This is a genomic window from Corynebacterium sp. MSK006 (assembly GCF_030232385.1).
GTDB classification, from domain to species: Bacteria; Actinomycetota; Actinomycetes; order Mycobacteriales; family Mycobacteriaceae; genus Corynebacterium; species Corynebacterium frankenforstense_A.
The window spans coordinates 42927-65734 of record NZ_JASPJZ010000014.1 but is presented as its reverse complement, the minus strand read 5'-3'; the positions used below and the strand labels follow the sequence as shown (position 1 = coordinate 65734).

Here is a 22808-nt window from a genome sequence, read left to right as displayed (position 1 = left end):
GGCTTCGCCCACGCAGCGGGGGAGCCCGCGGCCCGCGCGGGTCGCGGCGCCTGCGGGGCCCGGCGCTGCGGCGCCGGGGCACCGCCCGCCGGCCGACGGTGCCGGAAATCGGGGACGGGGGTCACCGAGACGTCGGAAAGCTTGGCTGCGTCGATGGAGTAGCCCGCCAGGAACGAGCGCACGTCCGCCTTCGACGGCTCGCCGGCGAACCGGCCGACCATGGAACCGCGCTGGTAGGGGCTGAGGCTGTAGCGGATGACGTACTCACGGCCCTCGACGCCCGTGCCGTGGGCGGAGGCGCCGGTTCTGCTGGAGTGACCCATGCCGCCGATGATAGAGGAAGCCGGGGCGGTTGTTAGGATGTCTCGGCGTGATTGTCACTCATGATCTCGAGGTACGCGTCGGAGCCCGCACCCTGCTGACCGCCCCCGGCGACCAGCTGCGCGTGCAGCCGGGCGACCGGATCGGCCTGGTCGGACGCAACGGCGCCGGCAAGACGACGACGATGCGCATCCTGGCCGGTGAGACCGAGCCCTACGGCGGCTCCGTCGACCGCGCCGGGGAGATCGGCTACCTGCCGCAGGACTCCCGCGAGGGCAACATCGACCAGTCGGCGCGCGACCGCGTGCTCTCCGCCCGCGGGCTGGACCGCATCCGCACCTCGATGGAGCGCCAGCAGGAGATCATGGAGACCACGGAGGACGAGCGCAAGCGCGACGCCGCGATCTCCAAGTACTCCCGCCTCGAGGAGCGCTACCACGCCCTCGGCGGCTACGAGGCCGCGGCCGAGTGCGCGCAGATCTGCGACAACCTCGGCCTGCCCGCCCGCATCCTGGACCAGCCGCTCAAGACGCTCTCCGGCGGCCAGCGCCGGCGCGTGGAGCTCGCGCAGATCCTCTTCTCCGCCACCGCCGGCTCCGGCAAGTCGGCGACCACGCTGCTGCTCGACGAGCCGACCAACCACCTCGACGCCGACTCGATCGGCTGGCTGCGCGACTTCCTGGCGCGCCACGAGGGCGGGCTGATCATGATCTCCCACGACGTCGAGCTGCTCGACGCCGTGTGCAACAAGGTCTGGTACCTCGACGCCGTCCGGGGTGAGGCGGACGTCTACAACATGGGCTTCGCCAAGTACAAGGACGCCCGCGCCACCGACGAGGCCCGGCGGCGCCGCGAGCGCGCCAACGCGGAGAAGAAGGCCTCCGCCCTGCGCACGCAGGCCGCCAAGCTCGGTGCGAAGGCCACTAAGGCGCGCGCCGCCAAGCAGATGGCCGCCCGCGCCGACCGCATGATGGGCGAGCTCGACGAGGTGCGCGTGGCCGACAAGATCGCCCACATCTCCTTCCCGGAGCCCGCGCCCTGCGGTAAGACGCCGCTGATGGCCACCGGTCTGACCAAGATGTACGGCTCGCTCGAGGTCTTCGCCGGGGTGGACCTGGCCGTGGACCGCGGCTCGCGCGTGGTCGTCCTCGGCTTCAACGGCGCCGGCAAGACCACGCTGCTCAAGCTGCTCGCCGGTGTCGAGCGCACCGACGGCGAGGGCGGCGTGGTCGGCGGCCACGGGCTCAAGATCGGCTACTTCGCCCAGGAGCACGACACCATCGACCCGGACAAGACCGTCTGGGAGAACACGGTGGCCGCCTGCCCGGACGTCTACCAGCAGGAGCTGCGCACCCTGCTGGGCGCCTTCATGTTCTCCGGCGAGAAGCTCGAGCAGCCCGCCGGTACGCTCTCCGGCGGCGAGAAGACCCGCCTGGCGCTGGCCGCGCTGGTCAGCTCGCGGGCCAACGTGCTGCTGCTCGACGAGCCGACGAACAACCTCGACCCGGTCTCGCGCGAGCAGGTCCTCGACGCGCTGCGCACCTACACCGGCGCCGTCGTGCTGGTCACCCACGATCCCGGCGCGGTGCGCGCCCTGGAGCCCGAGCGGGTCGTCGTTCTGCCCGACGGCACCGAGGACCTGTGGAGCGACGACTACATGGAGCTCGTCGAACTCGCCTGACACCACCCCCCGGTGTGCGCTCGGTCGTGTCCGGTGCCACACTGGTAGGCATGAGTTCCCCGTCACACTTCGTTTCCCGTCACCTTTTCGGCCCCGGGCCGTGCAACCCCTACCCGGAGGCCACCACGGCGCTGACCCGCCCGCTGCTCGGCCACCTGGACCCCGAGTTCATCGCCGAGATGGACGAGGTCTGCGCCGGACTGCGCACCCTGTGGGGCACCGAGAACGCCCGCACCCTGCCGCTGTCGACCACCGGCTCCGGCGGCATGGAGGCCGCCTTCGTCAACTTCGTCGAGCCCGGCGACGTGGTCGTCGTCGGCGTCAACGGCCTGTTCGGCGAGCGCATGTGCGACGTCGCCGCCCGCATGGGCGCCGAGGTCGTGCGCGTCGACTTCGAGTGGGGCAGCCCCGTCGACCCGGTCAAGCTGGCCGAGGCCCACCCCGACCCGAAGATCTTCGCCGTCGTCTACGCCGAGACCTCCACCGGTGTCGCCAGCGACATCGCCGAGATCGGCCGCCGCAAGGGCGACGCCCTGCTGCTGGTCGACGCCGTGACCGCCATCGCCGGCGTCGAGCTCAAGGCCGACGAGTGGGGTGTCGACATCGGCTACGCCGGCACCCAGAAGTGCCTGGGCGTTGCCCCGGGCCTGGCGCCGTTCACCGTCTCCGACCGCGCCTGGGAGCGCCGAGTGGAGCACCCGCGGTCCTGGTACCTGGACCTGGGCATGCTCGGCGGCTACGCCGGCGAGGCCACCGGCTCCAAGCGCACCTACCACCACACCGCCCCGACCGGCATGGTCGTCTCGCTCGGCGCGGCGATCACCCGCATCCTCGACGAGGGCCTGGCCAACGTCATCGCCCGCCACCGCGCCGCCGGCGAGGCGCTGCAGGCCGGCCTGGAGGAGATGGGCCTCGAGCTCTTCGCCGTCGAGGGCCACCGTCTGCCGGACCTGACCACCGTCAAGGTGCCCGAGGGAGTGGACAACGCCGCCGTGCGCTCCTACCTGCTCGAGCACTTCGACATCGAGATCGGCGCCGGCGTGGGCGCCTACGCCGACTCGGTCTGGCGCATCGGCCTGATGGGCCCGAACGCCCAGCAGGCCTCCGTGCCGATGATCCTGGGCGCGCTCGAGGAGGCCATCGCGGCGGTCCGCTAGCGTCCCACAAGGAAAAGGCCGGAGCATCTCGCTCCGGCCTTTTTTCACGCGGTCCTACTTCTGCAGGCGCTCACGGACCTCCTCGGTGGCGGCGACGAGGTTCTTCAGCGTCGCGGTGGTCTCCGGCCAGGCGCGGGTCTTCAGGCCGCAGTCCGGGTTGACCCAGACCTGCCGCGGGTCGAGGGCGTCGACGGCGATGTCGATCAGGCCGCGGACCTCGTCCTGCGAGGGCACGCGGGCGGAGTGGATGTCCCACACACCCGGCCCCAGGCCGCGCTCGAAGCCGTGCTCGGCCAGGGCCGGCAGCACCTTCAGCCGCGAGCGGGAGGCCTCCACGCTGGTCACGTCCGCGTCCAGGCGGTCGATCGCGTCGACGATGGTGGCGAAGTCGGAGTAGCACAGGTGGGTGTGGATGCTGGTCTGGTCGGCCGCACCCGAGGTGGCCAGGCGGAAGGAGCCGACCGACCACGCCAGGTAGTCCTCGCGGTCCTCGGCGCGCAGCGGCAGCAGCTCGCGGATGGCCGGTTCGTCGACCTGGATGACGCCGATGCCGGCGGCCTCCAGATCGGCGACCTCGGCGCGCAGCGCCAGGCCGATCTGGTCGGCGACCTCGCCCCAGGCGATGTCCTCACGGACGAAGGACCAGGCCATTATGGTCACCGGGCCGGTGAGCATGCCCTTGACCGGCTTGTCGGTCAGCGACTGGGCGTAAGCCGACCACGGCACGGTGATCGCCTCGGGGCGCGAGATGTCGCCCCACAGCACCGACGGGCGGGTGCAGCGCGAGCCGTAGGACTGCACCCAGCCGTGGGTGGTGGCCAGGCAGCCGTCGAAGTGTTCGCAGAAGTACTGCACCATGTCGTTGCGCTCGGGCTCGCCGTGGACCAGGACGTCCAGGCCGATCTCCCCCTGGGCGCGGATGACCTTCTCGATCTCCGCGTTCATCGCCTCGGTGTAGGCGGCCTCGTTGATGTCGCCCTTGCGGAAGGCGGCGCGGGTCCTGCGGATCTCGCCGGTCTGCGGGAAGGAGCCGATGGTCGTCGTCGGCAGCAGCGGCAGGTCGAGGGCCTTCTCCTGCGCGGCGCGGCGCTTGTCGTAGGGGGAGCGGCGGCGGTCGGCCTCGGTGACGGCGGCGGTGGCGTCGCGCACCTCGGTACGCTTGACGCCCGGGTGGTCGGCGCGGGTGCGCAGCGCCTCGCGGGCCACGGCGAACTCGTCGGCGACGGACTCCTCGCCGTCGGCCAGCGCGGCGGCCAGCAGCGCGGTCTCGCGGACCTTCTGGTCGGCGAAGGCCAGCCAGGAGCGGATCTCCGGGTCGATGCCGGTCTCGCGCTCGACGTCCTGCGGCACGTGCTGCAGGGAGGTCGAGGTGGACACCGACAGCGCCACCTGGTCGCCCAGGCCGGTGCGGATGCGCACCAGCTGGGCCAGCTTGGCGTCCAGGTCGGCGCGCCAGATGTTGCGGCCGGAGACCGCGCCGGCGATCAGGGTGCGTCCGGAAAGCGACTTCGCCCAGCGGGCCAGGGTCTCGGCGTCCGGCTCGCGGCCGCGGACCAGGTCGATGCCCACGGCCTCCACGGAGGTCTTCTCGGCGAGCACGTCGACGGCGTCCTCGGCGTGGCCGTAGGAGAGCACCACGGCGAGCTTCGGCGCGGCGTCGGAGAGCGTCGTGTAGGCCCGCTCGAGGGCGGCGAGCAGCTCGCCGCGGTCCTGCGGGGTGCGGTGGCGGTCGGTGACCAGGGCGGGCTCGTCGAACTGGACCCACTCGACGCCGGCGTCGGAAAGCTCGGCGAGCAGCTCGGCGTAGACGGCGACGAGGTCGTCGAGGCGCTCGAGCGGGTTGTAGCCCGAGCCGGCCTCCTCGGTGGGCTTGGCCAGGGCGAGGAAGGTCACGGGGCCGACGAGGACGGGGCGCACGGCGCCGCCGAGGGCGCGGGCGGCGGCCACGCGCGGCGAGCCGTTGTAGGCCAGCTTCGTCTCCGGGCCGATCTCGGGGACCAGGTAGTGGTAGTTGGAGTCGAACCACTTGGTCATCTCGAGCGCGGCCCGGTCGCCCTCGCCGCGGGCGACGGTGAACTGCGCGGCTAGCGCGGCGGCGGCCTCCGGGTCGGCCTTCGCGGCGCGCAGGGCCTCGGCCTCGGCGGCGAAGCGTGCCGGGACCGCACCGGCGGCGATGACGATGTCGAGGACCTGGTCGTAGTAGGAGAAGTCCTCCGGCACGGCGGCCGGGGCCTTCAGCCCCAGCTGCTGCAGGCGGGCGGTGCGGGTCCTGCGCAGCTCGTCAGCGGTGGCGCGCAGGGCCTCGGTCTCGGCCGGGGAGTCGGAGGACCAGGCCTTCTCGAGGGCGAACTTGAGCTCGCGGTCCGCGCCGATGCGCGGGTAGCCGAGGACGGTGGCGGCGGGGAAGGTGGCGGACATGGGTGTAGGGGACCTTTCAGGTTCTAAGAATGTGTTGAGGTTGCAGCCGGGCTCGGCGTTGGGTTTCGGGGTCGCACCCCGGGGCGTGCTTCTACGGGTGTTCAGACCGCGGGCGTCAGGCGCCCGAGGGCCAGACCGACCAGCTCGCTGTCCACGGCCTGGCCGCGGGCGATGCGGTGGGCCTGGCGGCGGGCCGGGTCGGCGCCGCCGAGCGCACCGGCGGTGCCGGGCAGCCCGGTCACCGCGGAGGCGTGTTGGCGCAGGTAGCCTGCGGCGCGCAGGTACTCGAGCAGGTCGAGGGTCGGCCGCGGTCGGTTGAACGTGTAGAGGTGCACCCCCGGCGCGCCGGCGTCGAGGACCCGCGTCATCAGCTGGGCGGTCGCGCCGAGGGCGCGGCGCACGCGCAGCGCCGGGTCGGCGGTCGCGTGGATCTCCTCGAGCGGCGCCGGCACGGGGATACCCGCCAGGCGTTCCATGGCCCGGAGTCGACGCAGATCGTGCAGGGGCAGGATGCCGGGGACGACCGGCAGGCGCACTCCGGTGAAGGCGAGCTCGCGCACCAGTGAGATGTAGTCCTCCGGGTCGTAGAAGACCTGGGTGATCGCGAAGTCCGCGCCGGCGCGGGCCTTGTCGGTCAGCGCGGCCAGGTCGCCGTCGCGCTTGGCCCCGCGGGAGGCCGGGTAGGCGGCCACCCCGATGGAGACGTAGTCCTCGACCACCGGCGCGGTGGCCGCCCCGGAGCCGCCGGGGCCGGTGCCCACGCCGTGGGGCAGCTCGTCGGCGGCGACCTCGCGGATCAGCTCGACAAGCTCCGCGGCGTGGGTGAGCGTGCCCGGGGTGGGTGAGTAGTCCGGGTCGTCGGCCGGCGGGTCGCCGCGCAGCGCGAGGAAGTCACGGACCCCGGCGCGCAGCAGCAGCCGGATGATCAGCGTCATCTCCGCCGGGGTGGAGCCCAGGCAGGTCAGGTGGGCCACGGCGGGCAGGCCGGGGTGGCGGTCGATCATGTTGAGCAGCACCTGCACCGAGGTGTCGCGGGTGTCGCCGCCGGATCCGCCGGCCCCGTAGGTCACGGAGACGTAGTCGGGGCGGGCGGTGGCCAGCTTGTTCACGCCGGCCCAGATCCCCGAGACCTTCGAGGGGTTGCGCGGCGGGTACAGCTCGAAGGACACCGTGGGGTGCTCCGTCGGCGTGCCAGGCCGGTAGTCGGAGTAGAGAAGTCCTGTGGGCATGGGAGTTCCTATCGAACCTCGGCGTTAGCACCGTTCCAGGGCTCTGGGGGTTGCTGCGGCGTCATCGAGCCGGGTCTCTCGGCCGCTCTGAATAGGTGCCGATGAGCCTAGGACACCGGCGGCGTGACCGGAAGCACCTTCAGCGTGGGGACGGAAAATCCCAGTTCAACAGGTGAATAAAAATATCCGGCGTGCAATTGCCGACGCCCCGCCGATCGCGGCCGGCGCGCCCGGCGCGGTGGAGCGTGGGGCCCGGCGCGGTGCGCCGGGCGGCAGCGCCCGTGAAGGTAGTCTGGCAGAGGAACGTAACAATCCCGCGCCCCGGGATGATGGTCACTGCACGGGACCGTCCCCGCCCCGCCCCTCTACCGAAGATGAAAGGTTCACATGGCCAGCCCTCTGGTGGAACGCCCCCTCGACCTCGCCGTCCCGGTGCGGGACCTCGCGCGCCAGTTCATCGCCGGCGTGCCGTCCTACCTGCGCACCGACTACGTGCACGTGGCCGCCCCCGGCTACTACGGCAGGCTGGTGGGCAACCTGGTCCGCTGGGGCTTCTCCATGGCGTCGCTGATGGAGGGCGCGGCCGCCGGACGCCCGAAGCGCACGGCGCTCATCGACGAGGTCGGCGAGCTGACCTACGCCGAGCTGCGCGAGCAGGCCCGCCGCTTCGCCGCGGCGCTGCGTGCCCACGGGGTGGCCGAGGGCGACCGCGTGGCGCTCGTGGCCCGCAACTCGCGCGTGCCCGTGATCACCATGTTGGCCTGCGGGTACCTCGGCGCCGTGGCGATGGTGATGAACCCGATGTCCTCGGCCGCGCAGCTGCGCCGCACCGCCGACGAGTACCGGGCCAAGGTCGTCGTCGCCGACGCCGACCACGCCGAGGGCTTCGCCGACGGCTCCACCCCGCTCATCGTCGGCCACGGCTCCGAAAACGGGGTGCCCGAGAAGCTGCGCGACCTGCACTTCGGCGGGCGCGCCCCGGTCAGCTACGGCACGGCCATCGAGTCCGTCGGGCGCCGCCCGAACCTGCCCTTCCACCCGAAGCAGAACCCGACGGTGATCATGTCCTCGGGCACCACCGGCCGCCCGAAGGGCGTGGTGCGCGGGGTACCGCGCAGCCCGCAGGTCATCGGCTCGATCTTCCCCGAGGTGCCGTGGCGGCCGGGCGGGGTCATCCAGCTGACCGCCTCGCTCTTCCACGCCTGGGGCTGGCTCAACCTCAACCTGGTCTTCGCCACCGCCTCGACGATGGTGCTGCGCCGCCACTTCGACGCCCGCGAGGCGATGGCGGACATCACCCGGCACAAGGTCACCGGCGTCATCTCCGCGGCGGTCTTCCTGCGCGATCTCACCGGAGCCTTCGACGAGGCCGTCGCCTCCGGGGACCGCACCGCCGCCGACGGCCGGATCGGCGAGTCGGTCGAGTTCATCGTCTCCTCCGGCAACGCGATCCCGCCGCACCTCATCCGTGACCTCAACGCCCGCTTCGGCGTGGTGACCTGCAACTTCTACGGCTCGACCGAGCACGGTCCCGTCGCCGTGGCCAGCGCCCGCGAGCTCGCCGCGGACCCGGACCGCGCCGGCACCGTCGCGCCGGGCGTGCGCATCGCGATCCTCGACGACGACGGCGAGGAGGTGCCCACCGGCGAGGTGGGCACGATCTACTCGGCGAACTCGGAGTCGATGCAGGGCTACCTCTCGGCCAAGGACGCCACGACCGTGCGCGGGCGGATGCTCTCCACCGGCGACCTCGGCTTCTTCGACGAGCAGGGCTTCCTGCACGTGCGCGGGCGCGCCGACGACATGGTCATCAAGGGCGGCGAGAACGTCTACCCCCGCGAGCTCGAGGAGTTCCTCGGCAGGCAGGAGGCCGTCGGCGACGTCTACGTCAAGGGCGTGCGCGGCGAGATCATGTCGCGCCTGGACTGCTACCTCGTGCGCGCCGACAACGAGGCCGGCCGCGCCCTGGACGAGGACTCGCTGCGCGAGCTGGTGCGCGAGAACCTCGCCGAGCACAACCTGCCCGACCGGGTGGTCTGGCTCGACGAGCTGCCGCGCACCGACGCCGGCAAGGTCGTCCCGCGCCTGCTGCCCGACTCCGGCGAGGGGGAGTAGCGGCCGCGGGGGGAGCGCCCGGGGTTGGCCGCCGGGCCCGGTCCTTCGCGCGGCCGGAACAGGCGCGGCAGGTACCACAGGAACCGCAGGAGCCGAACGACCGGTGGCCGGCGCAGCCGGCGACGCACGGACGACGCCGCGCAAAACCGCCCGGGGCGATCTGCGCGGCGTCGTCAATCGGCGCCTAGTTGCGGAAGCCGTGCACCGGCGCGGGGATGAACCCGCCGCGGTGGATGAACTCGGTCGCCGCGACCTGGTTGACGTCGATGACCGGGGCGTGGCCCAGCAGGCCGCCGAAGTTGACGTCGTCACCCGGCTTCGTGCCCGGCACCGGGATGACGCGCACGGCGGTGGTCTTGTGGTTCATCATGCCGATGGCGGACTCGTCGGCGATGATCGCCGCGATGGTCTCGGCGGTGGTGTCGCCCGGGATCGCGATCATGTCCAGGCCGACCGAGCAGATCGAGGTCATCGCCTCGAGCTTCTCGATGCGCAGCGTGCCGGCGCGCACGGCGTCGATCATGCCGCGGTCCTCGGAGACCGGGATGAAGGAGCCCGACAGGCCGCCCACGCGCGAGCAGGCCATCATGCCGCCCTTCTTGACCGCGTCGTTGAGCAGCGCGAGCGCGGCGGTGGTGCCGTGGGTGCCCACCTGGTCCAGGCCCATGTGCTCGAGGATCTGGGCCACGGAGTCGCCGACCTCGGCGGTCGGGGCCAGCGAGAGGTCCACGATGCCGAAGGGCACGCCCAGGCGCTCGGCTGCCATGCTGCCCACCAGCTGGCCGGTGCGGGTGATCTTGAAGGCGGCCTTCTTGATCTCCTCGGCGACCTGGTCCAGGGTCGCGCCCTCCAGGGAACCGAGCGCGCGGTCGACCACGCCGGGGCCGGACACACCGACGGAGACGACGCAGTCCGGCTCCTCGACGCCGTGGAAGGCGCCGGCCATGAAGGGGTTGTCGCCGACGGCGTTGGCGAAGACGACGAGCTTGGCGCAGGCGATCGCGCTGTCGTCGGCGGTCAGCGCGGCGGCCTCCTTGACCACCTCGCCCATCGAGCGGGCGGCGTCCATGTTGATGCCGGCTCGCGAGGAGGCGACGTTGACCGAGCCGCAGACGACGTCCGTCTCCGACAGGGCGGTCGGCAGCGAGCGGATCAGGCGGCGCTCGGAGGTCGTCGCGCCCTTCTCCACCAGGGCGGAGTAGCCGCCGATGAAGTTGACGCCGACCTCCTTGGCCGCGGCGTCGAGCGCGCGGGCCACCTCGACCGGGTCGCCCTCGGCCGCGGCGGTCACCAGCGAGATCGGGGTGACCGAGATGCGCTTGTTGACGATCGGCACGCCCAGCTCGGAGCTGATCGCCTCGCAGGTGGACACCAGGTCCTTGGCCTGGCCGACGACCTTGTCGTGGACGGCTCGGGCGGTCTCGACCATCGTGGGGCGCGCGCAGTCGAGCAGCGAGATGCCCATCGTGACCGTGCGGATGTCGAGGCGGTACTTCTCGATCATCTCGATGGTGTCGAGGATGTTGGCCGCGTTCAGTGTCAGAGCCATGGGTCGCGGCCTCCTAAATCTCGTTGACCGCGGAGAACAGGGCCTCGGACTGGATGCGGATGACCAGGTTCTGCTCCTTCTCCACCGCGCCCATGCGCTCCTGGATCGCCTCGATGCCCGTGGCGGCGTCGTCGAACTCGACGCGCAGGATCATGGTGAACCAGCGCTCCATGATGGTCTGGGAGACGTCGAGGATGTTGATCTTCTGCTCGGCGAGCGCGGCGGTGACGCCCGAGATGATTCCGGTGTGGTCCGCACCGGTGACGGTCATGATCGCGTACATGATCCAGGACTCTACCCGGGGTCTCGACGCACATCCCCACGCAGGATGGTCGAGCGGGGGACGGGCGCGGGGCGCGCGTGCCAAGATGAGGCCATGGAAATGACGCGGGACACAGGCAGGCGGGGTCGCTTCACGCGCCGGGGCGAGCGGTTCTTCCACCGCTGGCTCTGGGGCGCGCAGGAGACCTGGGCCGACGGGAAACTGACCGCGGCGGTCGAGGACGGCACCGCCGGCGACGTCGGTGCGGCGCCCGCGGCCCTGCCCCGCACGGACCTTGAGCTCGCGCTGGCCGAGGGGCGCTCCGGCGCGCCGTCCTCGACCGCCCGGCGGCGCCGCTCGGCGCTGTGGCGGATCGGCATGTGGGCCCTGATCGCGATCGTCGCGGTCGCGATCACGGTCTTCCTCATCTTCCTCGACGAGGCCGTGTGGATGCGCGTGCTCTGCTTCCTGGTTTTCGTGCCCGCGTTCTCGATCTGCTCGGCGTTCGGGCTGCGCGAGAACGTCGGCAGGCTGAGCGAGATCACGCGCCTGCGCCGCGCCCTGGACACGGCGTGGGCGGACGGGCGGCTGCGCTACGCGACCTTCCGCACCGGCGCGGTGACGTGCCGCGGCTTCCACACGACGACCATGCGCAGCCTCTTCGGGGGCGACGAGTCCGACGAGTACTCCGGGATCATAGCCGATGTCCCCGTGGCCGGGATCCTGCACGACGGCCGGCCCTTCGCGAAGGGCCCTACGGCAAAGTGAAAGACGACGTCGAGGACGTTGACAACGGCTGGACCATCGTGCGTTACCCGGACGGCCAGGAGGAAACACCCTCGCCCTCGACCCGCTGATCGACGCCCGCCGGGCGCGCGCCGCGCTCGAGAAGGTGGAGCTGCTCGGTCCCGGTGACTAGCCTGGGGCCATGTCACAGACGACGCAGACGCACAGCCCCCGCAAAGTCCTGATCATCGGCGGCCACGGAAGGGTCGCCCTCCTGGCCACCCCGAAGCTCGTCGCCCGCGGCGACCGGGTCACCTCGGTCATCCGCGCTGAGGAGCAGGCCGGCGACGTCGAGAAGCTCGGCGCGACCGCGCACGTCGCCGACATCACCGCGCTATCCGCCGCGCAATGGCGCGAGCTCGTCTCGGGCCACGACGTCATCGTCTGGTCCGCCGGCGCCGGCGGCAAGGGCGGCGCGGAGGCGACCTATGCCGTCGACCGTGACGCCGCGCTGTCGCTGGTGGGCGCGCTCGAGGAGCTGGGCGCGGACGCCCCGCGGCTGATCCTGGTCTCCTACGCCGGTTCGCTGCACAACCCCTGGGGCGAGGGCCACGGCATGCACGCCTACGGCGAGGCCAAGCAGGCCGTCGACGAGCGCCTGGCCGCCCGCGTCGCCTTCGATCACCTGGTGCTCGCCCCGGGCGTGCTCACCCTGGAGCCGGACCGCGGCATCAGGGCGATCCCGGACGAGGCCGGCGCGGCCGCCGAGACGTCGCGTGAGCTGGTCGCCGACGTCATCGTCGAGGCCGCCGGGCGCGCGGAGTTCCCGCACGCGGCGCGCTTCGCCTTCGTCGACGGCGACGGGCCGGTCACCGCGGCGGACTTCGGCGCCTGACCAAGACCCCGATTTCCGACGCCCGCGCCTAGCCCACGAGGGCGGGCACGTGCGCGTCGGCGACCGCGCGCGCCCGGCGGCGCGCGGCGTCGGCGGCGGCGTGGGCGACGAAGGAGCGCAGCAGCGTGCGTGGGGCGGAGGTGTCCACCAGCGGCAGGCCGGAGACGATCGCGTCGAACTCGGCGTCGTCGTAGTAGCCGTGGCCGTGGAAGAAGCCCATGCGCACGCGCATCGCGTCGGCGTCCATCTCGCTGTGGAACTGGCAGGTCCACAGCCGCTCGCCGTAGCGCACGGCCTGCACGGGGCAGGAGGGGCCGGTGGCCAGCAGCGTGGCGTTAGGCCCGAGCGCGGTGATGTTCTCGGTGTGCCCGGTCAGCGCGGTGAAGCTCGCCGGCAGGGCGCCGAAGACGGGGTCGGCCTTGCCTGCGGCCGTCAGCTCGACGGTGGTGGCCCCGGCGTTCTCCGGGTGGGTGCGCCCGATCTCGCCGCCGGTGGAGCGTGCGATCGCGGAGCCGCCGTAGCAGACGGAGAGGACGGGCACCGGCGCGGCGAGCAGCCCGGCGAGCTGGACGTTGACGTTCTGCTGCCAGCGGCTGTGCCGGGCGTCGGTCACGTTCAGGTCCGAGCCGCCGACGAAGACGCCGGAGAAGCCGCGGAGATCACCCAGCCGGGAGTTCTCCGAGTCGAGCATTCGGTGGACCAGCTGCTCCTCCTCCAGGCCCGCGGCACGGAGGAAATCGCGGTATTCGGCGCCGGCCACTGCGGGGCTGCGGCGCGGGGAGAGCAGCAGGAACGGAAGCATACCAAGCAGTCTACACAGACGGCCGGCATTTTCCGAACCAAGCGGTCTATTAGATGCGCGTGTCGCGCCCGGCGGTCGCCGCTGTCCGCGCTCAGCGGTGGCGCACGGACTCCTCGACCAGGTCGAGCACGGTGTCGAAGCCCTCGGCCGAGCCGCCGGAGGCCAGCCGGGCGATCAGCCCGTCGAGCACGGTCTCCAGGTAGGTCGTCAGCACCCCGACGGGCACGTCGGTGCGCATGCGCTCGGCGACGTCGCGCTGCTCGAAGCGCTGGCGCATGGCCCGGTCGAGGACCTCCTGGTGCTTCTCCCAGCGGGCGCGGAAGCCGGCGTCGGTGCGCAGCAGCCGCGAGATCTCCACGCGGGTGACCAGCCAGTCGTGGTGCTCGGGGTGGTGGATCAGGTCGCGCATGACGGCGACCAGGCCGTCGCGGGCGACGACCTCGGCCTGGCGTACGGCGTCCTGGTGCGCGATCTCCAGGAAGAGCGACTCCTTGTCGCCGAAGTGGTGGAAGATCGCGCCGCGGGACTTGCCGGTGGCCTCCTCGAGGCGGCGCACGGTCGCGCCCTCGTAGCCGTGGCGCGCGAAGCACACGCGGGCGCCCTCCAAAATCTCGCGGCGACGCCGCGCGAGCTCCTCTTCGCTGACCACGGGCATAAGACGGCACGACCTTTCCGGTCTCGGGTGAATCTGGTGAAGGGAAGTTAAGCGGAAGAAGGGGGAGAGGTGAAGGGGACTGTGGGCAAGAAAGGGAAAAGGGCGGGGAGGCGAGGCGGTCACCTCGCCTCCCCGCCCTGCGCGACGGGCCCGCGGTGCGGGGCCCGTCAGGCCACGGCCGGGGTCGGCCTACTTGGCGGCCATCTGACGCAGCACGTACTGCAGGATGCCGCCGTGGCGGTAGTACTCCGCCTCACCGGGGGTGTCGATGCGCACGGTGGCGTCGAACTCGACGGTCTCGCCGCTCTCCTTGGTGGCGGTGACGTGGACCGTCGACGGGATCGAGTCGTTGAGCGCCTCGATGCCGGTGATGTCGAAGGTCTCCGTGCCGTCCAGGCCCAGGGACTCGTGGGACTCGCTCTCGGGGAACTGCAGCGGGATGACGCCCATGCCGATCAGGTTCGAGCGGTGGATGCGCTCGAAGGACTCGGTGATCACGGCCTTGACACCCAGCAGGTTGGTGCCCTTGGCGGCCCAGTCACGCGAGGAGCCGGTGCCGTACTCCTTGCCGGCGATGACGACCAGCGGGGTGCCGGCGGCCTTGTAGTTCTGGCAGGCGTCGAAGATGAAGGCCTGCGGGCCGCCCTCCTGGGTGAAGTCGCGGGTGTAGCCGCCCTGGACGTCCACCAGCTGGTTCTGCAGGCGGATGTTGGCGAAGGTGCCGCGCATCATGACCTCGTGGTTGCCGCGGCGGGAGCCCAGGGAGTTGTAGTCCTTGCGCTCGACCCCGTTGGCGTCCAGGTACTGGGCGGCCGGGGTGCCGGGCTTGATCGAGGAGGCCGGGGAGATGTGGTCGGTGGTGACCGAGTCGCCCAGCTTGGCCAGGACGCGGGCGCCGTGGATGTCCTTGACGGGCTCCGGCTCGACGGGCATGTCGTCGAAGTAGGGCGCCTTGCGGATGTAGGTGGAGTCCGGGTCCCAGTCGAAGGTCTCGCCCTCGGGGACGTCGAGCTCCTGCCACTGCTTGTCGCCCTTGAACACGTCCGCGTAGTCCTGGACGTACAGCTCGCGGGAGATCGCCTGCTGGATGGTCTCCTCGATCTCGGCGGGGGAGGGCCAGATGTCCTTCAGGTAGACGTCGTTGCCGTCCTGGTCCTGGCCCAGCGGCTGCGTCTCGAAGTCGAAGTCCATGGTGCCGGCGATCGCGTAGGCGATGACCAGGATCGGGGACGCGAGGTAGTTCATCTTCACGTCCGGCGAGATGCGGCCCTCGAAGTTGCGGTTACCGGAGAGCACCGCGGTGGCGGTCAGGTCGTTGTCGTTGATCGCCTGGGAGACCTCGTCCGGCAGCGGGCCGGAGTTGCCGATGCAGGTGGTGCAGCCGAAGCCCGAGAGGTAGAAGCCCAGGGCCTCGAGGTCCTTCCAGAGGTCGGCGCGCTTGTAGTAGCCGTCGACGACCTGGGAGCCCGGCGCACAGATGGTCTTGACCCACGGCTTGGCGCGCAGGCCCTTGGCGGCGGCCTTGCGGGCGATCAGGCCGGCGCCGATCATCACGGACGGGTTGGAGGTGTTGGTGCACGAGGTGATCGACGCGATGGCGACCATGCCGTGGTCCAGGGTGTACTCGCCGCCGCGCGGGGACTTGACGGTCACCGGGTGCGAGTGGCGGCCCTTGGAGCCGACCGCGGCGGACTCGCCGTGGCCCTCGGCGGAGGAGTTGTAGGTCTCCGGCAGGGCGTCCTCGTTCTGCTCCTCGGGGGCGTTGCCCTCGGCGGCCATCTTGATGGCCTCGGCGGAGTCGTCCTCGCAGATCGGGTCGTCGGTGAAGGTGGACAGCTGCTCGCGGAAGGTGTCCTTGGCCTTGTTGAGCAGGATGCGGTCCTGCGGGCGCTTCGGGCCGGCGATGGACGGCACGACGGTGGACAGGTCCAGCTCGAGGTACTCGGAGTACTCGGCCTCCGGGGCGTCCTCGTCCAGCCACATGCCCTGGGCCTTGGCGTAGGCCTCGACGCGCTCGATCTGCTCCTCCGGGCGGCCGGTCAGGCGCAGGTACTTGGTGGTCTCCTCGTCGATCGGGAAGATCGCGCAGGTGGAGCCGAACTCCGGGGACATGTTGCCGATGGTGGCGCGGTTGGCCAGCGGCACGGACTTGACGCCGTTGCCGTAGAACTCGACGAACTTCTGGACCACGCCGTGCTGGCGCAGCATCTCGGTGATCGTCAGCACGACGTCGGTGGCGGTCACGCCGACCGGGATCTCACCGGTGAGCTTGAAGCCGACGACCTTCGGGATGAGCATGGAGACCGGCTGGCCCAGCATGGCCGCCTCGGCCTCGATGCCGCCGACGCCCCAGCCCAGGATGCCCAGGCCGTTCTCCATGGTGGTGTGGGAGTCGGTGCCGATGCAGGTGTCGGGGTAGGCCACGCCCTCGTTGTCGAAGACGACGCGGGCCAGGTACTCGATGTTGACCTGGTGGACGATGCCGGTTCCCGGGGGCACGACGCGGAAGTTGGAGAAGTTCTCCGAGCCCCAGCGCAGGAACTGGTAGCGCTCCTCGTTGCGCTGGTACTCGATCTCGACGTTCTTCTGCAGGGCGTCGTCGCTGCCGAAGGCCTCGACGATGACGGAGTGGTCGATGACCATCTCGGCCGGGTTCAGCGGGTTGACCTGCTCCGGGTCGCCGCCGAGCGTGGACACGGCCTCACGCATGGTGGCGAGGTCGACCACGCAGGGCACGCCGGTGAAGTCCTGCATGAGCACGCGGGCCGGGGTGAACTGGATCTCCGTGTCCGGCTCGGCGGTCGGGTCCCAGTTCGCCAGGGCCTTGATGTGGTCGGCGGTGACGTTCTTGCCGTCCTCCGTGCGCAGCAGGTTCTCGCCGAGAACCTTGAGGGAGTACGGCAGCTTCTCCATGCCGGGCACGGCATCGAGAGCGAAGTACTGGTACTCCTTGTCGCCCACCTTGAGGGTGCGCTGGGCGTCGAAGGAGTTCTTGCTTGCGGTCACAGTGAGCTCCGTTTCTCGCGGGATATCGAAATGTGAGGACTGTCTCGTGGCCGGAGCCGGAGTCCGGCAGTTCACGAGGTCCGCTGGAAATGATTCTACTAGCACCGGCGGCGCGATTGGCCGTCGAGTCTCAGGCTAACAGTACAACCGTCCTATTTGCGAACGTGACGCGGACAACCACCTTTTCGGCCAACCCCGTTCGTGCGGGGGCGGTGCCCGATATGCTGTGGGTCGTCAGCGCGGAACGCAGGCGCCGTTCCTTATATATCCGTTCCTCCCTAGTGAAGAGGTCCCGCCATGACCCAGGCCCCGCCCGCCGCCGAGCTCGCCGCGGATCTCGCCGACGACGGTGTCGCCGTCGTGGGCACGGGCGCCGACGACCCGGCCTTCGTCGGATCGCTGCGCGACGCGGTCGCCGGCTCCGACATTAAAGGGGGACTGGGCGTCGTCGTCCTCGACGAGACGCCGGCGCAGGTGCCCGCCCTGCGCGATCTCGCACAGGACACGCTCAACGCGATCGAGGCGGGGGGGGCGGGCGCCGCCGGCGGCCCGGGCACCGTCGTCGTGCGCGCGCCCGGGGGTGCGGGCGCGGTCAGCGCACCGGAGACGGGTCTGGCCCGCGCCGAGCTCGACCAGGCGACCCTGGCGATGGTCGGCGAGCCCGACTACCCGGCCTCCGTGGGCGCCTTCTCCGGCGAGCTCGCCGATCCCGGCGTCGGCGTCGCGGGCGCGGGCGTCATCCTCCTGGTCACGCTCGCCGTTCTGGCCGTCGCGGCGCTCGCCGCCTACCGTGCCGCCCGCACGAGGAAGTAGGTCAAGTCTTAAAGCTTTACTTGACGACGTCCCGGTGGTCGCCGTTGCGGCGCCCTGCGACGCCTGAGGGGGCGTGAGAGGGCGGTGGGCCCGCCTACATCTTGACCTGGTCGAGAGCGGAGAGTGACACGCCTGTGACCTTATTTGTGATAAAGATCACTCGACCGGGGTGTAACGCCTTTTCTGCAGGCCAGCGGGCCGACCGGGTCATGGCTGGGAACTTTACTTCTGTGGCGTGTGTGACTGACTGAGGTTTTCGGGGCTCGCGTGGTCTATGGTTTGGTCATCGACTCGCGGGTCGCCCGCGGTCGCAGGAATTCACTTCCGAATCGGCTGTGACACATCGATGTCGTGGTACGGACCTGTGGGGAAGCATGTCGCGTTCACGGATCGGGAAAGTCACGCCGGGGGAGCACTCCTGTGTCCGGGGCGGCCGCGCGGGGCGGTGCTAGATGGGACGCACACCGCGCGCCCCATCCCCGGGTCAAGGCCGTTGACTTGAAAGTCCGCCGGGGGACTGACAGGAGATTTTCGTGGCTTACTCTCTGAACGCCGATCAGACGCAGACGCCGACTCGCGCCGGTCGTCGGGTCGGCGCCTGCGCGCGTGTCGCCGTGGCGACCACCGTCTCCGCGGTGATGGTCGCCACCTCCGCCGTCGCGGGCGCGGTCCCGCGCAACCCGGAGCCCTCCGAGTTCTCCCAGGCGCAGCAGGCCGTCGATGCTGGCGCCGGTGGCGTGGCCGACGCGGCCGGCGCGCTGTCCTCCAAGGAGGAGGAGATCGCCAACCTCGAGCTGGACATGGGCGGGGTGCGCGAGCAGATCAACAAGACCCTCGTGGACCTCCACGATGCCCAGGGCTCGGCCGAGCAGGCCCGCCAGGCCGTCAAGGAGGCCCGCGCGGAGCTCGACCAGGTCCAGGACGAGATGAGCTCGGCCCAGGACAAGCTCGACGAGATCTCCCGCACCGCCTACCGCCGCGGCGCCTCCGCGCCGGTCTCCGGTGTCTCCGGCAACGCCACCAGTGAGGACGGCCTGGACCGCCGCACCTACCTGCGCACCAACGCCGAGAAGCAGCGCGCCGCCGTCGACGAGCTCGACCGCCTGCGCACCGAGACCGCCAACCGCGAGTCCCGCCTGCGCGAGGCCCGTGACGTCGCCGAGGACCGCGAGGCCGCCGCCGAGAAGGCGCAGAACGACGCCCGCGCCCAGATCGACGAGCGCTCCCGCGAGCTCGAGGAGAAGAACGCCGAGCGCGAGCAGCTCGTCGCCCAGCGCGACGAGGCCCAGGGCCAGCTCGACGCCGCCCGCGGCCACCACGACAGCCTGGACCGCGAGCGCGAGGAGTACCGCGAGTACGAGCAGCGCGAGCAGGAGCGCAAGGAGGCCGAGGAGAAGGCCCGCGAGGCCGCCGCCGCCAAGGCCAAGGCCGAGCGCGAGGAGGCCGCCGCCGAGGAGCAGGAGCGCGCCCGCAAGGAGGCCGAGGACGCCGCCCAGCGCGAGCGCGAGGCCACCGCCGCCGCGGAGAAGGCCGCCGAGGCCGTCGCCGCGACCCAGCCCGAGCACAACACGCTCGACAACCCGTACCCGACCGGTGAGGACGCGGACGCCGCCGAGATCGCCGCCGTCCAGAATCCCTCCGGCACCGCCGCCACCGGCGAGTCCACCTCGACCGAGGCCACCGAGACCTCCGCGACCGCGCAGGCCACGGCCACCAGCGAAACCGCCACCAGCACCCAGGCCGGCGAGTCGACGCAGTCGACGGCCACCGCCCCGGCCGAGCCCACCGCCACGGCGACCACCGAGGCGGCCGAGGAGACCGCGACCACCACCGAGTCCACCGACTCGACCGGCCAGTCCATCGGCGGGCCGACCCTGGAGACCGCCGACGAGGTCTCCGAGGAGGTCTCGGGCAGCGTCGACGGCTCGCGCGAGCAGCGCATCGAGACCGTCATCGCCCGCGCCAAGTCGCAGATCGGCATGCCGTACGCCTGGGGCGGCGGCGACGCCAACGGCCCGACCAAGGGCATCCGCGACGGCGGTGTCGCCGACTCCTACGGCGACTACAACAAGATCGGCTTCGACTGCTCCGGCCTGGTCCTCTACGCCTTCGCCGGCGTCGGCATCTCGCTGCCGCACTACACCGGTTACCAGTACCAGCGCGGCACCAAGGTCGACCCCTCGAACATGGAGCGCGGCGACCTGATCTTCTACGGCCCCGCCGGCAACCACCACGTGGCCATCTACCTGGGCGACGGCCAGATGATCGAGGCACCGCAGTCCGGCTCGACCGTCCAGATCTCGCCGGTCCGCTGGTCGGGCATGTCGGCCAGCGCCGTCCGCCTGATCTGATCCGGAATTAAAAAACCCGCAGGCTACGGGGTCCGCGCACGGCGCGGGCCCCGTTTTTGCGTGATCAAAAGGTTGACGTAGCATCGAGCGCATGAACCAAGGTTTCCCCCACGACGCGCTGCTCGTGCTCTCCTTCGGTGGCCCGGAGGCCGACGAGGAGGTCATCCCCTTCCTCCAGAACGTCACGCGGGGCCGCGGCATCCCCGTCGAACGGCTCAAGGTCGTCGGCGAGCACTACTACCACTTCGGCGGTGTCAGCCCGATCAACCGGCTGAACAAGGAGATGATCGCCAACATCGAGGCCGAGCTGGAGCGACGCGGCATCGACGTGCCCGTCTACTTCGGCAACCGCAACTGGCACCCCTTCATCGAGAACATCGCCGAGCGCATGGCCGCCGACGGCGTGCGCCACCCCCTCGTCTTCGCCACCTCGGCGTGGGGCGGCTACTCCGGCGCCCGCCAGTACGACGAGGACATCCGACGCGCCCGGGCCCACCTGGCCGAGCGCGGCGCGCCCGAGCTCGAGTTCACCAAGCTGCGCCAGTTCTTCAACCACCCCGGCTTCGTCGACGAGATGGCCGCCGGCGTCCGCGACACCCGCGCGAAGTTCGGCGCCGACGAGGACGCCCGCCTCGTCTTCACCGCCCACTCGGTGCCGGTGACCGACCGCGGCCACGGCAAGGGCCCGGCAGAGTCCGAAGTCTACGAGTCCCAGGTGCGCGAGGCCGCCCGCCTGGTCGCGGCCGCCGCCGGCGAGTCCGACCACGACCTGGTCTGGCAGTCTCGCTCCGGCCCGCCGCACCAGCCGTGGCTCGAGCCCGACGTCGTCGACTTCGTCACCGAGCTGCACGAGACCGAGGGCCTCGGCGCGGTGCTCAACTGCCCGGTCGGCTTCGTCTCCGACCACATGGAGGTCGTCTGGGACCTCGACACCGAGCTGAAGCAGGCCTGCGACGAGATGGGCGTGCACCTGGAGCGCTCGCGCACCGCCGGCACCACGGAGCCCTTCGCCCGCGTCGTCGTCGACCTCATGGAGGAGGCCGCCGGCCGGCGCGACATCGAGGTCCGCGGCGACATGCCCGCCTGGGGCGTCAGCGTCAACGGCGAGCCGGTGGACACCTACCCGCGCGCCAGCTCGCGCACCGCGTAGTCCACGCCGGCCACCCGGGCCCGGCGCACCGGCCCGCCGAGGGCCAGCAGCTGCGGGTCCAGGCTGTGGTCGCCGATGCGCTCGGTGAGCGTCTCGACGATCGCGGCGACCCGGTCGGCGCGGGCGAAGAGCTTCGCCGCCCGCGGCGGCACCGAACCGGGAAGCCCCGGGGTGTCGTAGAAGTCGCCCAGAGTCCCCACGGTCAACCGTGGGGACTTTACTTTGGGCTCCGGGCGGTAGCCCACGGCGTCGATGAGGTCGGTGGCCCGGTCCGTGGCCCGGGTGAGCAGCCGGTCGGCCTCACCCGGGGAGAGGTAGTCCGGCGCCGGCAGGGGAGCCGGCCCGCTGAAGCGCTCCCAGACCACCGGGGAGCCCTCGGCGGGCACCCTCGGCACCAGCGCGTGGTAGACGGTCGGGTCCGTGCCCTCGACCACCACGGCACCGGGGCCGGCCGCGGCGGCGGCAGCTGCCGGGGAGCCGGCCGGGAGCCGCGGGGCGTCGCCCGGGCCGGAGAGCACCAGGCGCAGCCCCGCGTCCGTCTCGTGGGCGCCGCAGCGACGGAGGAAGGCCAGCACGTCGGTGAGGGGCGCGGCGTCGTCAAGCGTCTGTCCGGGGCCGAAGAGCTCGGTCAGCGCGCCGAGCACCGAGTCGGCGGGCTCATGGCCGTGCAGTCCGGCCGCCAGCCAGACGACGGCGTTCTGCAGCGGGGAGTAGACGGTCTCGCGGATGCTCACGGCCAGCCACTCTAGGCCGACGGGTGCGGGGGATAGGCTGTGGGGCCATGAGCTTCCACGACCCCTACGCCGGGGACATCCTCTCCGGCCACGCGCACAACCGCCCCGCGACCTACCCGGAACTGCCCGCCGAGCAGGGCACCGTCGTCGAGGTCTTCGGGCAGAACTTCGTCGGCGCCGTCATCGGCACCGAGCGCGCCGTCGAGGGCGAGCTGGTCCGCCTCGAGGACCGCTACGGCACCACCCGCGTCTTCCGACTGCGCCCGGGCGGCTTCCTGAACCAGGGCCGCCGGGTCACCCTCGTGCGCGACGTCGCCGCCGCGCCGGCCCCGCCCACGCACTCCAACTCGGGCTCGCGGCGGGTGCGCGACGTCCAGGCCAAGGTCGCCGCGCCCTCGCGCATCTGGGTCGAGGGCATCCACGACGCCGCGATCGTCGAGAAGGTCTGGGGTCACGACCTGCGCGTCGAGGGTGTGGTCGTCGAGTACATCGAGGGCCTGGACAACCTGCCCGAGCGCCTCGCCGAGTTCCGCCCCGGCCCCGGCCGCCGCGTCGGCGTGCTCGCCGACCACCTGGTCAAGGGCTCCAAGGAGTCCCGCCTGGTCGAGGGCGTGGGCGAGCACGTGCTGGTCACCGGCCACCCCTTCATCGACATCTGGGCCGCCGTCAAGCCCGCCAGCGTCGGCATCCACGCGTGGCCCCAGGTGCCCTACGGCGAGGACTGGAAGACCGGCGTGTGCCAGCGCCTCGGCTGGTCCGACCCCAAGGAGGGCTGGAGCCGGGTGTACGCGGCCGTGCACAACTTCCGCGACCTCGACTCCTCGCTGATCGGGGCCGTCGAGCGCCTCGTCGACTTCGTCACCGACCCCTCGCTGAGCAAGGCGGACGCCGCCGGCTGAAAACCCGTGCGTCAGGGCTCCCGGAGGCCGCGGGCCTGCGGTACC

17 protein-coding genes, 1 pseudogene and 1 riboswitch are annotated in these 22808 nt (G+C 71.5%); of the genes and pseudogenes, 9 read left to right on the top strand and 9 right to left on the bottom strand.

Annotated features, from left to right (window positions below):
- A pseudogene (locus QQA02_RS08755) lies at positions 1-323 on the bottom strand (hypothetical protein); the annotation flags it as partial.
- A 47-nt stretch (positions 324-370) separates the two neighbouring features.
- Between QQA02_RS08755 and QQA02_RS08750 the strand changes: the two are divergent.
- Together QQA02_RS08750 and QQA02_RS08745 are read left to right on the top strand one after the other, a co-directional pair.
- Entirely contained in the window at positions 371-2002 is a 1632-nt protein-coding gene (locus QQA02_RS08750) for an ABC-F family ATP-binding cassette domain-containing protein (protein WP_284774690.1), read from the top strand.
- 50 nt (positions 2003-2052) lie between these two features.
- The gene (locus tag QQA02_RS08745) at positions 2053-3159 is read left to right on the top strand and encodes a pyridoxal-phosphate-dependent aminotransferase family protein (RefSeq protein ID WP_284864142.1); all 1107 of its coding nucleotides are present in this window, start codon (positions 2053-2055) and stop codon (positions 3157-3159) included.
- Between the two features lie 54 nt (positions 3160-3213).
- Here the strand turns inward: QQA02_RS08745 and metE are convergent, their stop codons facing one another.
- Complete coding sequence (gene metE / locus QQA02_RS08740) at positions 3214-5577, bottom strand: 5-methyltetrahydropteroyltriglutamate--homocysteine S-methyltransferase (protein ID WP_284864141.1); 2364 nt, start codon at positions 5575-5577, stop codon at positions 3214-3216.
- A gap of 101 nt (positions 5578-5678) precedes the next feature.
- Entirely contained in the window at positions 5679-6806 is a 1128-nt protein-coding gene (locus QQA02_RS08735) for a methylenetetrahydrofolate reductase (RefSeq protein WP_284774686.1), read from the bottom strand.
- A 5-nt stretch (positions 6807-6811) separates the two neighbouring features.
- A riboswitch (SAM riboswitch) is annotated at positions 6812-6904 on the bottom strand.
- A 289-nt stretch (positions 6905-7193) separates the two neighbouring features.
- Here QQA02_RS08735 and QQA02_RS08730 point away from each other — a divergent pair.
- Positions 7194-8921 (top strand): AMP-binding protein, encoded by a 1728-nt coding sequence (locus tag QQA02_RS08730; RefSeq protein ID WP_284864140.1) that lies wholly within the window; start codon positions 7194-7196, stop codon positions 8919-8921.
- A gap of 184 nt (positions 8922-9105) precedes the next feature.
- On the opposite strand, the gene QQA02_RS08725 is transcribed toward QQA02_RS08730, so the two are convergent.
- Entirely contained in the window at positions 9106-10470 is a 1365-nt protein-coding gene (locus tag QQA02_RS08725) for a PFL family protein (RefSeq protein WP_284864139.1), read from the bottom strand.
- Between the two features lie 13 nt (positions 10471-10483).
- Positions 10484-10753, bottom strand: a complete 270-nt coding sequence (locus QQA02_RS08720; protein WP_284774683.1) for an ACT domain-containing protein — start codon at positions 10751-10753, stop codon at positions 10484-10486.
- Between the two features lie 99 nt (positions 10754-10852).
- On the opposite strand from QQA02_RS08720, the gene QQA02_RS08715 reads away from it, so the two are divergent.
- Both QQA02_RS08715 and QQA02_RS08710 read left to right on the top strand, forming a co-directional pair.
- Positions 10853-11500 carry a hypothetical protein gene (locus QQA02_RS08715; protein ID WP_284774682.1) on the top strand — a complete coding sequence of 216 codons (648 nt, stop codon included), beginning with the start codon at positions 10853-10855 and terminating at the stop codon, positions 11498-11500.
- 160 nt (positions 11501-11660) lie between these two features.
- Complete coding sequence (locus QQA02_RS08710; RefSeq protein WP_284774680.1) at positions 11661-12353, top strand: NAD(P)-dependent oxidoreductase; 693 nt, start codon at positions 11661-11663, stop codon at positions 12351-12353.
- 28 nt (positions 12354-12381) lie between these two features.
- Here QQA02_RS08710 and QQA02_RS08705 read toward each other — a convergent pair whose 3' ends face one another.
- From QQA02_RS08705 to can, 3 genes are all read right to left on the bottom strand, one after another.
- Positions 12382-13155: a glutamine amidotransferase gene (locus QQA02_RS08705; protein WP_284774679.1), complete on the bottom strand. Its 774-nt coding sequence runs from the start codon at positions 13153-13155 to the stop codon at positions 12382-12384.
- 91 nt (positions 13156-13246) lie between these two features.
- Positions 13247-13810: a TetR/AcrR family transcriptional regulator gene (locus tag QQA02_RS08700; RefSeq protein ID WP_284774678.1), complete on the bottom strand. Its 564-nt coding sequence runs from the start codon at positions 13808-13810 to the stop codon at positions 13247-13249.
- Positions 13811-13999: 189 nt separating this feature from the next.
- Complete coding sequence (gene can, locus QQA02_RS08695) at positions 14000-16816, bottom strand: aconitate hydratase (RefSeq protein ID WP_284774677.1); 2817 nt, start codon at positions 16814-16816, stop codon at positions 14000-14002.
- Between the two features lie 297 nt (positions 16817-17113).
- Between can and QQA02_RS08690 the strand changes: the two genes are divergently transcribed.
- The 3 genes from QQA02_RS08690 to QQA02_RS08680 all read left to right on the top strand — a co-directional run bounded on the left by QQA02_RS08690 (position 17114) and on the right by QQA02_RS08680 (position 21130).
- Positions 17114-17629 carry an Rv1476 family membrane protein gene (locus tag QQA02_RS08690; RefSeq protein ID WP_284774675.1) on the top strand — a complete coding sequence of 172 codons (516 nt, stop codon included), beginning with the start codon at positions 17114-17116 and terminating at the stop codon, positions 17627-17629.
- Positions 17630-18162: 533 nt separating this feature from the next.
- Entirely contained in the window at positions 18163-19980 is a 1818-nt protein-coding gene (locus QQA02_RS08685; RefSeq protein ID WP_284864138.1) for a DIP1281 family NlpC/P60 protein, read from the top strand.
- 91 nt (positions 19981-20071) lie between these two features.
- Entirely contained in the window at positions 20072-21130 is a 1059-nt protein-coding gene (locus tag QQA02_RS08680; protein WP_284864137.1) for a ferrochelatase, read from the top strand.
- Here the strand turns inward: QQA02_RS08680 and QQA02_RS08675 are convergent.
- Positions 21100-21864 (bottom strand): Rv1486c family protein, encoded by a 765-nt coding sequence (locus tag QQA02_RS08675; protein ID WP_284864136.1) that lies wholly within the window; start codon positions 21862-21864, stop codon positions 21100-21102. The two genes, QQA02_RS08680 and QQA02_RS08675, sit on opposite strands and share 31 nt — an antisense overlap.
- Positions 21865-21911: 47 nt before the next feature.
- Between QQA02_RS08675 and QQA02_RS08670 the strand changes: the two genes are divergently transcribed.
- The gene (locus tag QQA02_RS08670; protein ID WP_284864135.1) at positions 21912-22763 is read left to right on the top strand and encodes a DUF3097 domain-containing protein; all 852 of its coding nucleotides are present in this window, start codon (positions 21912-21914) and stop codon (positions 22761-22763) included.
- Positions 22764-22808: the final 45 nt, after the last annotated feature.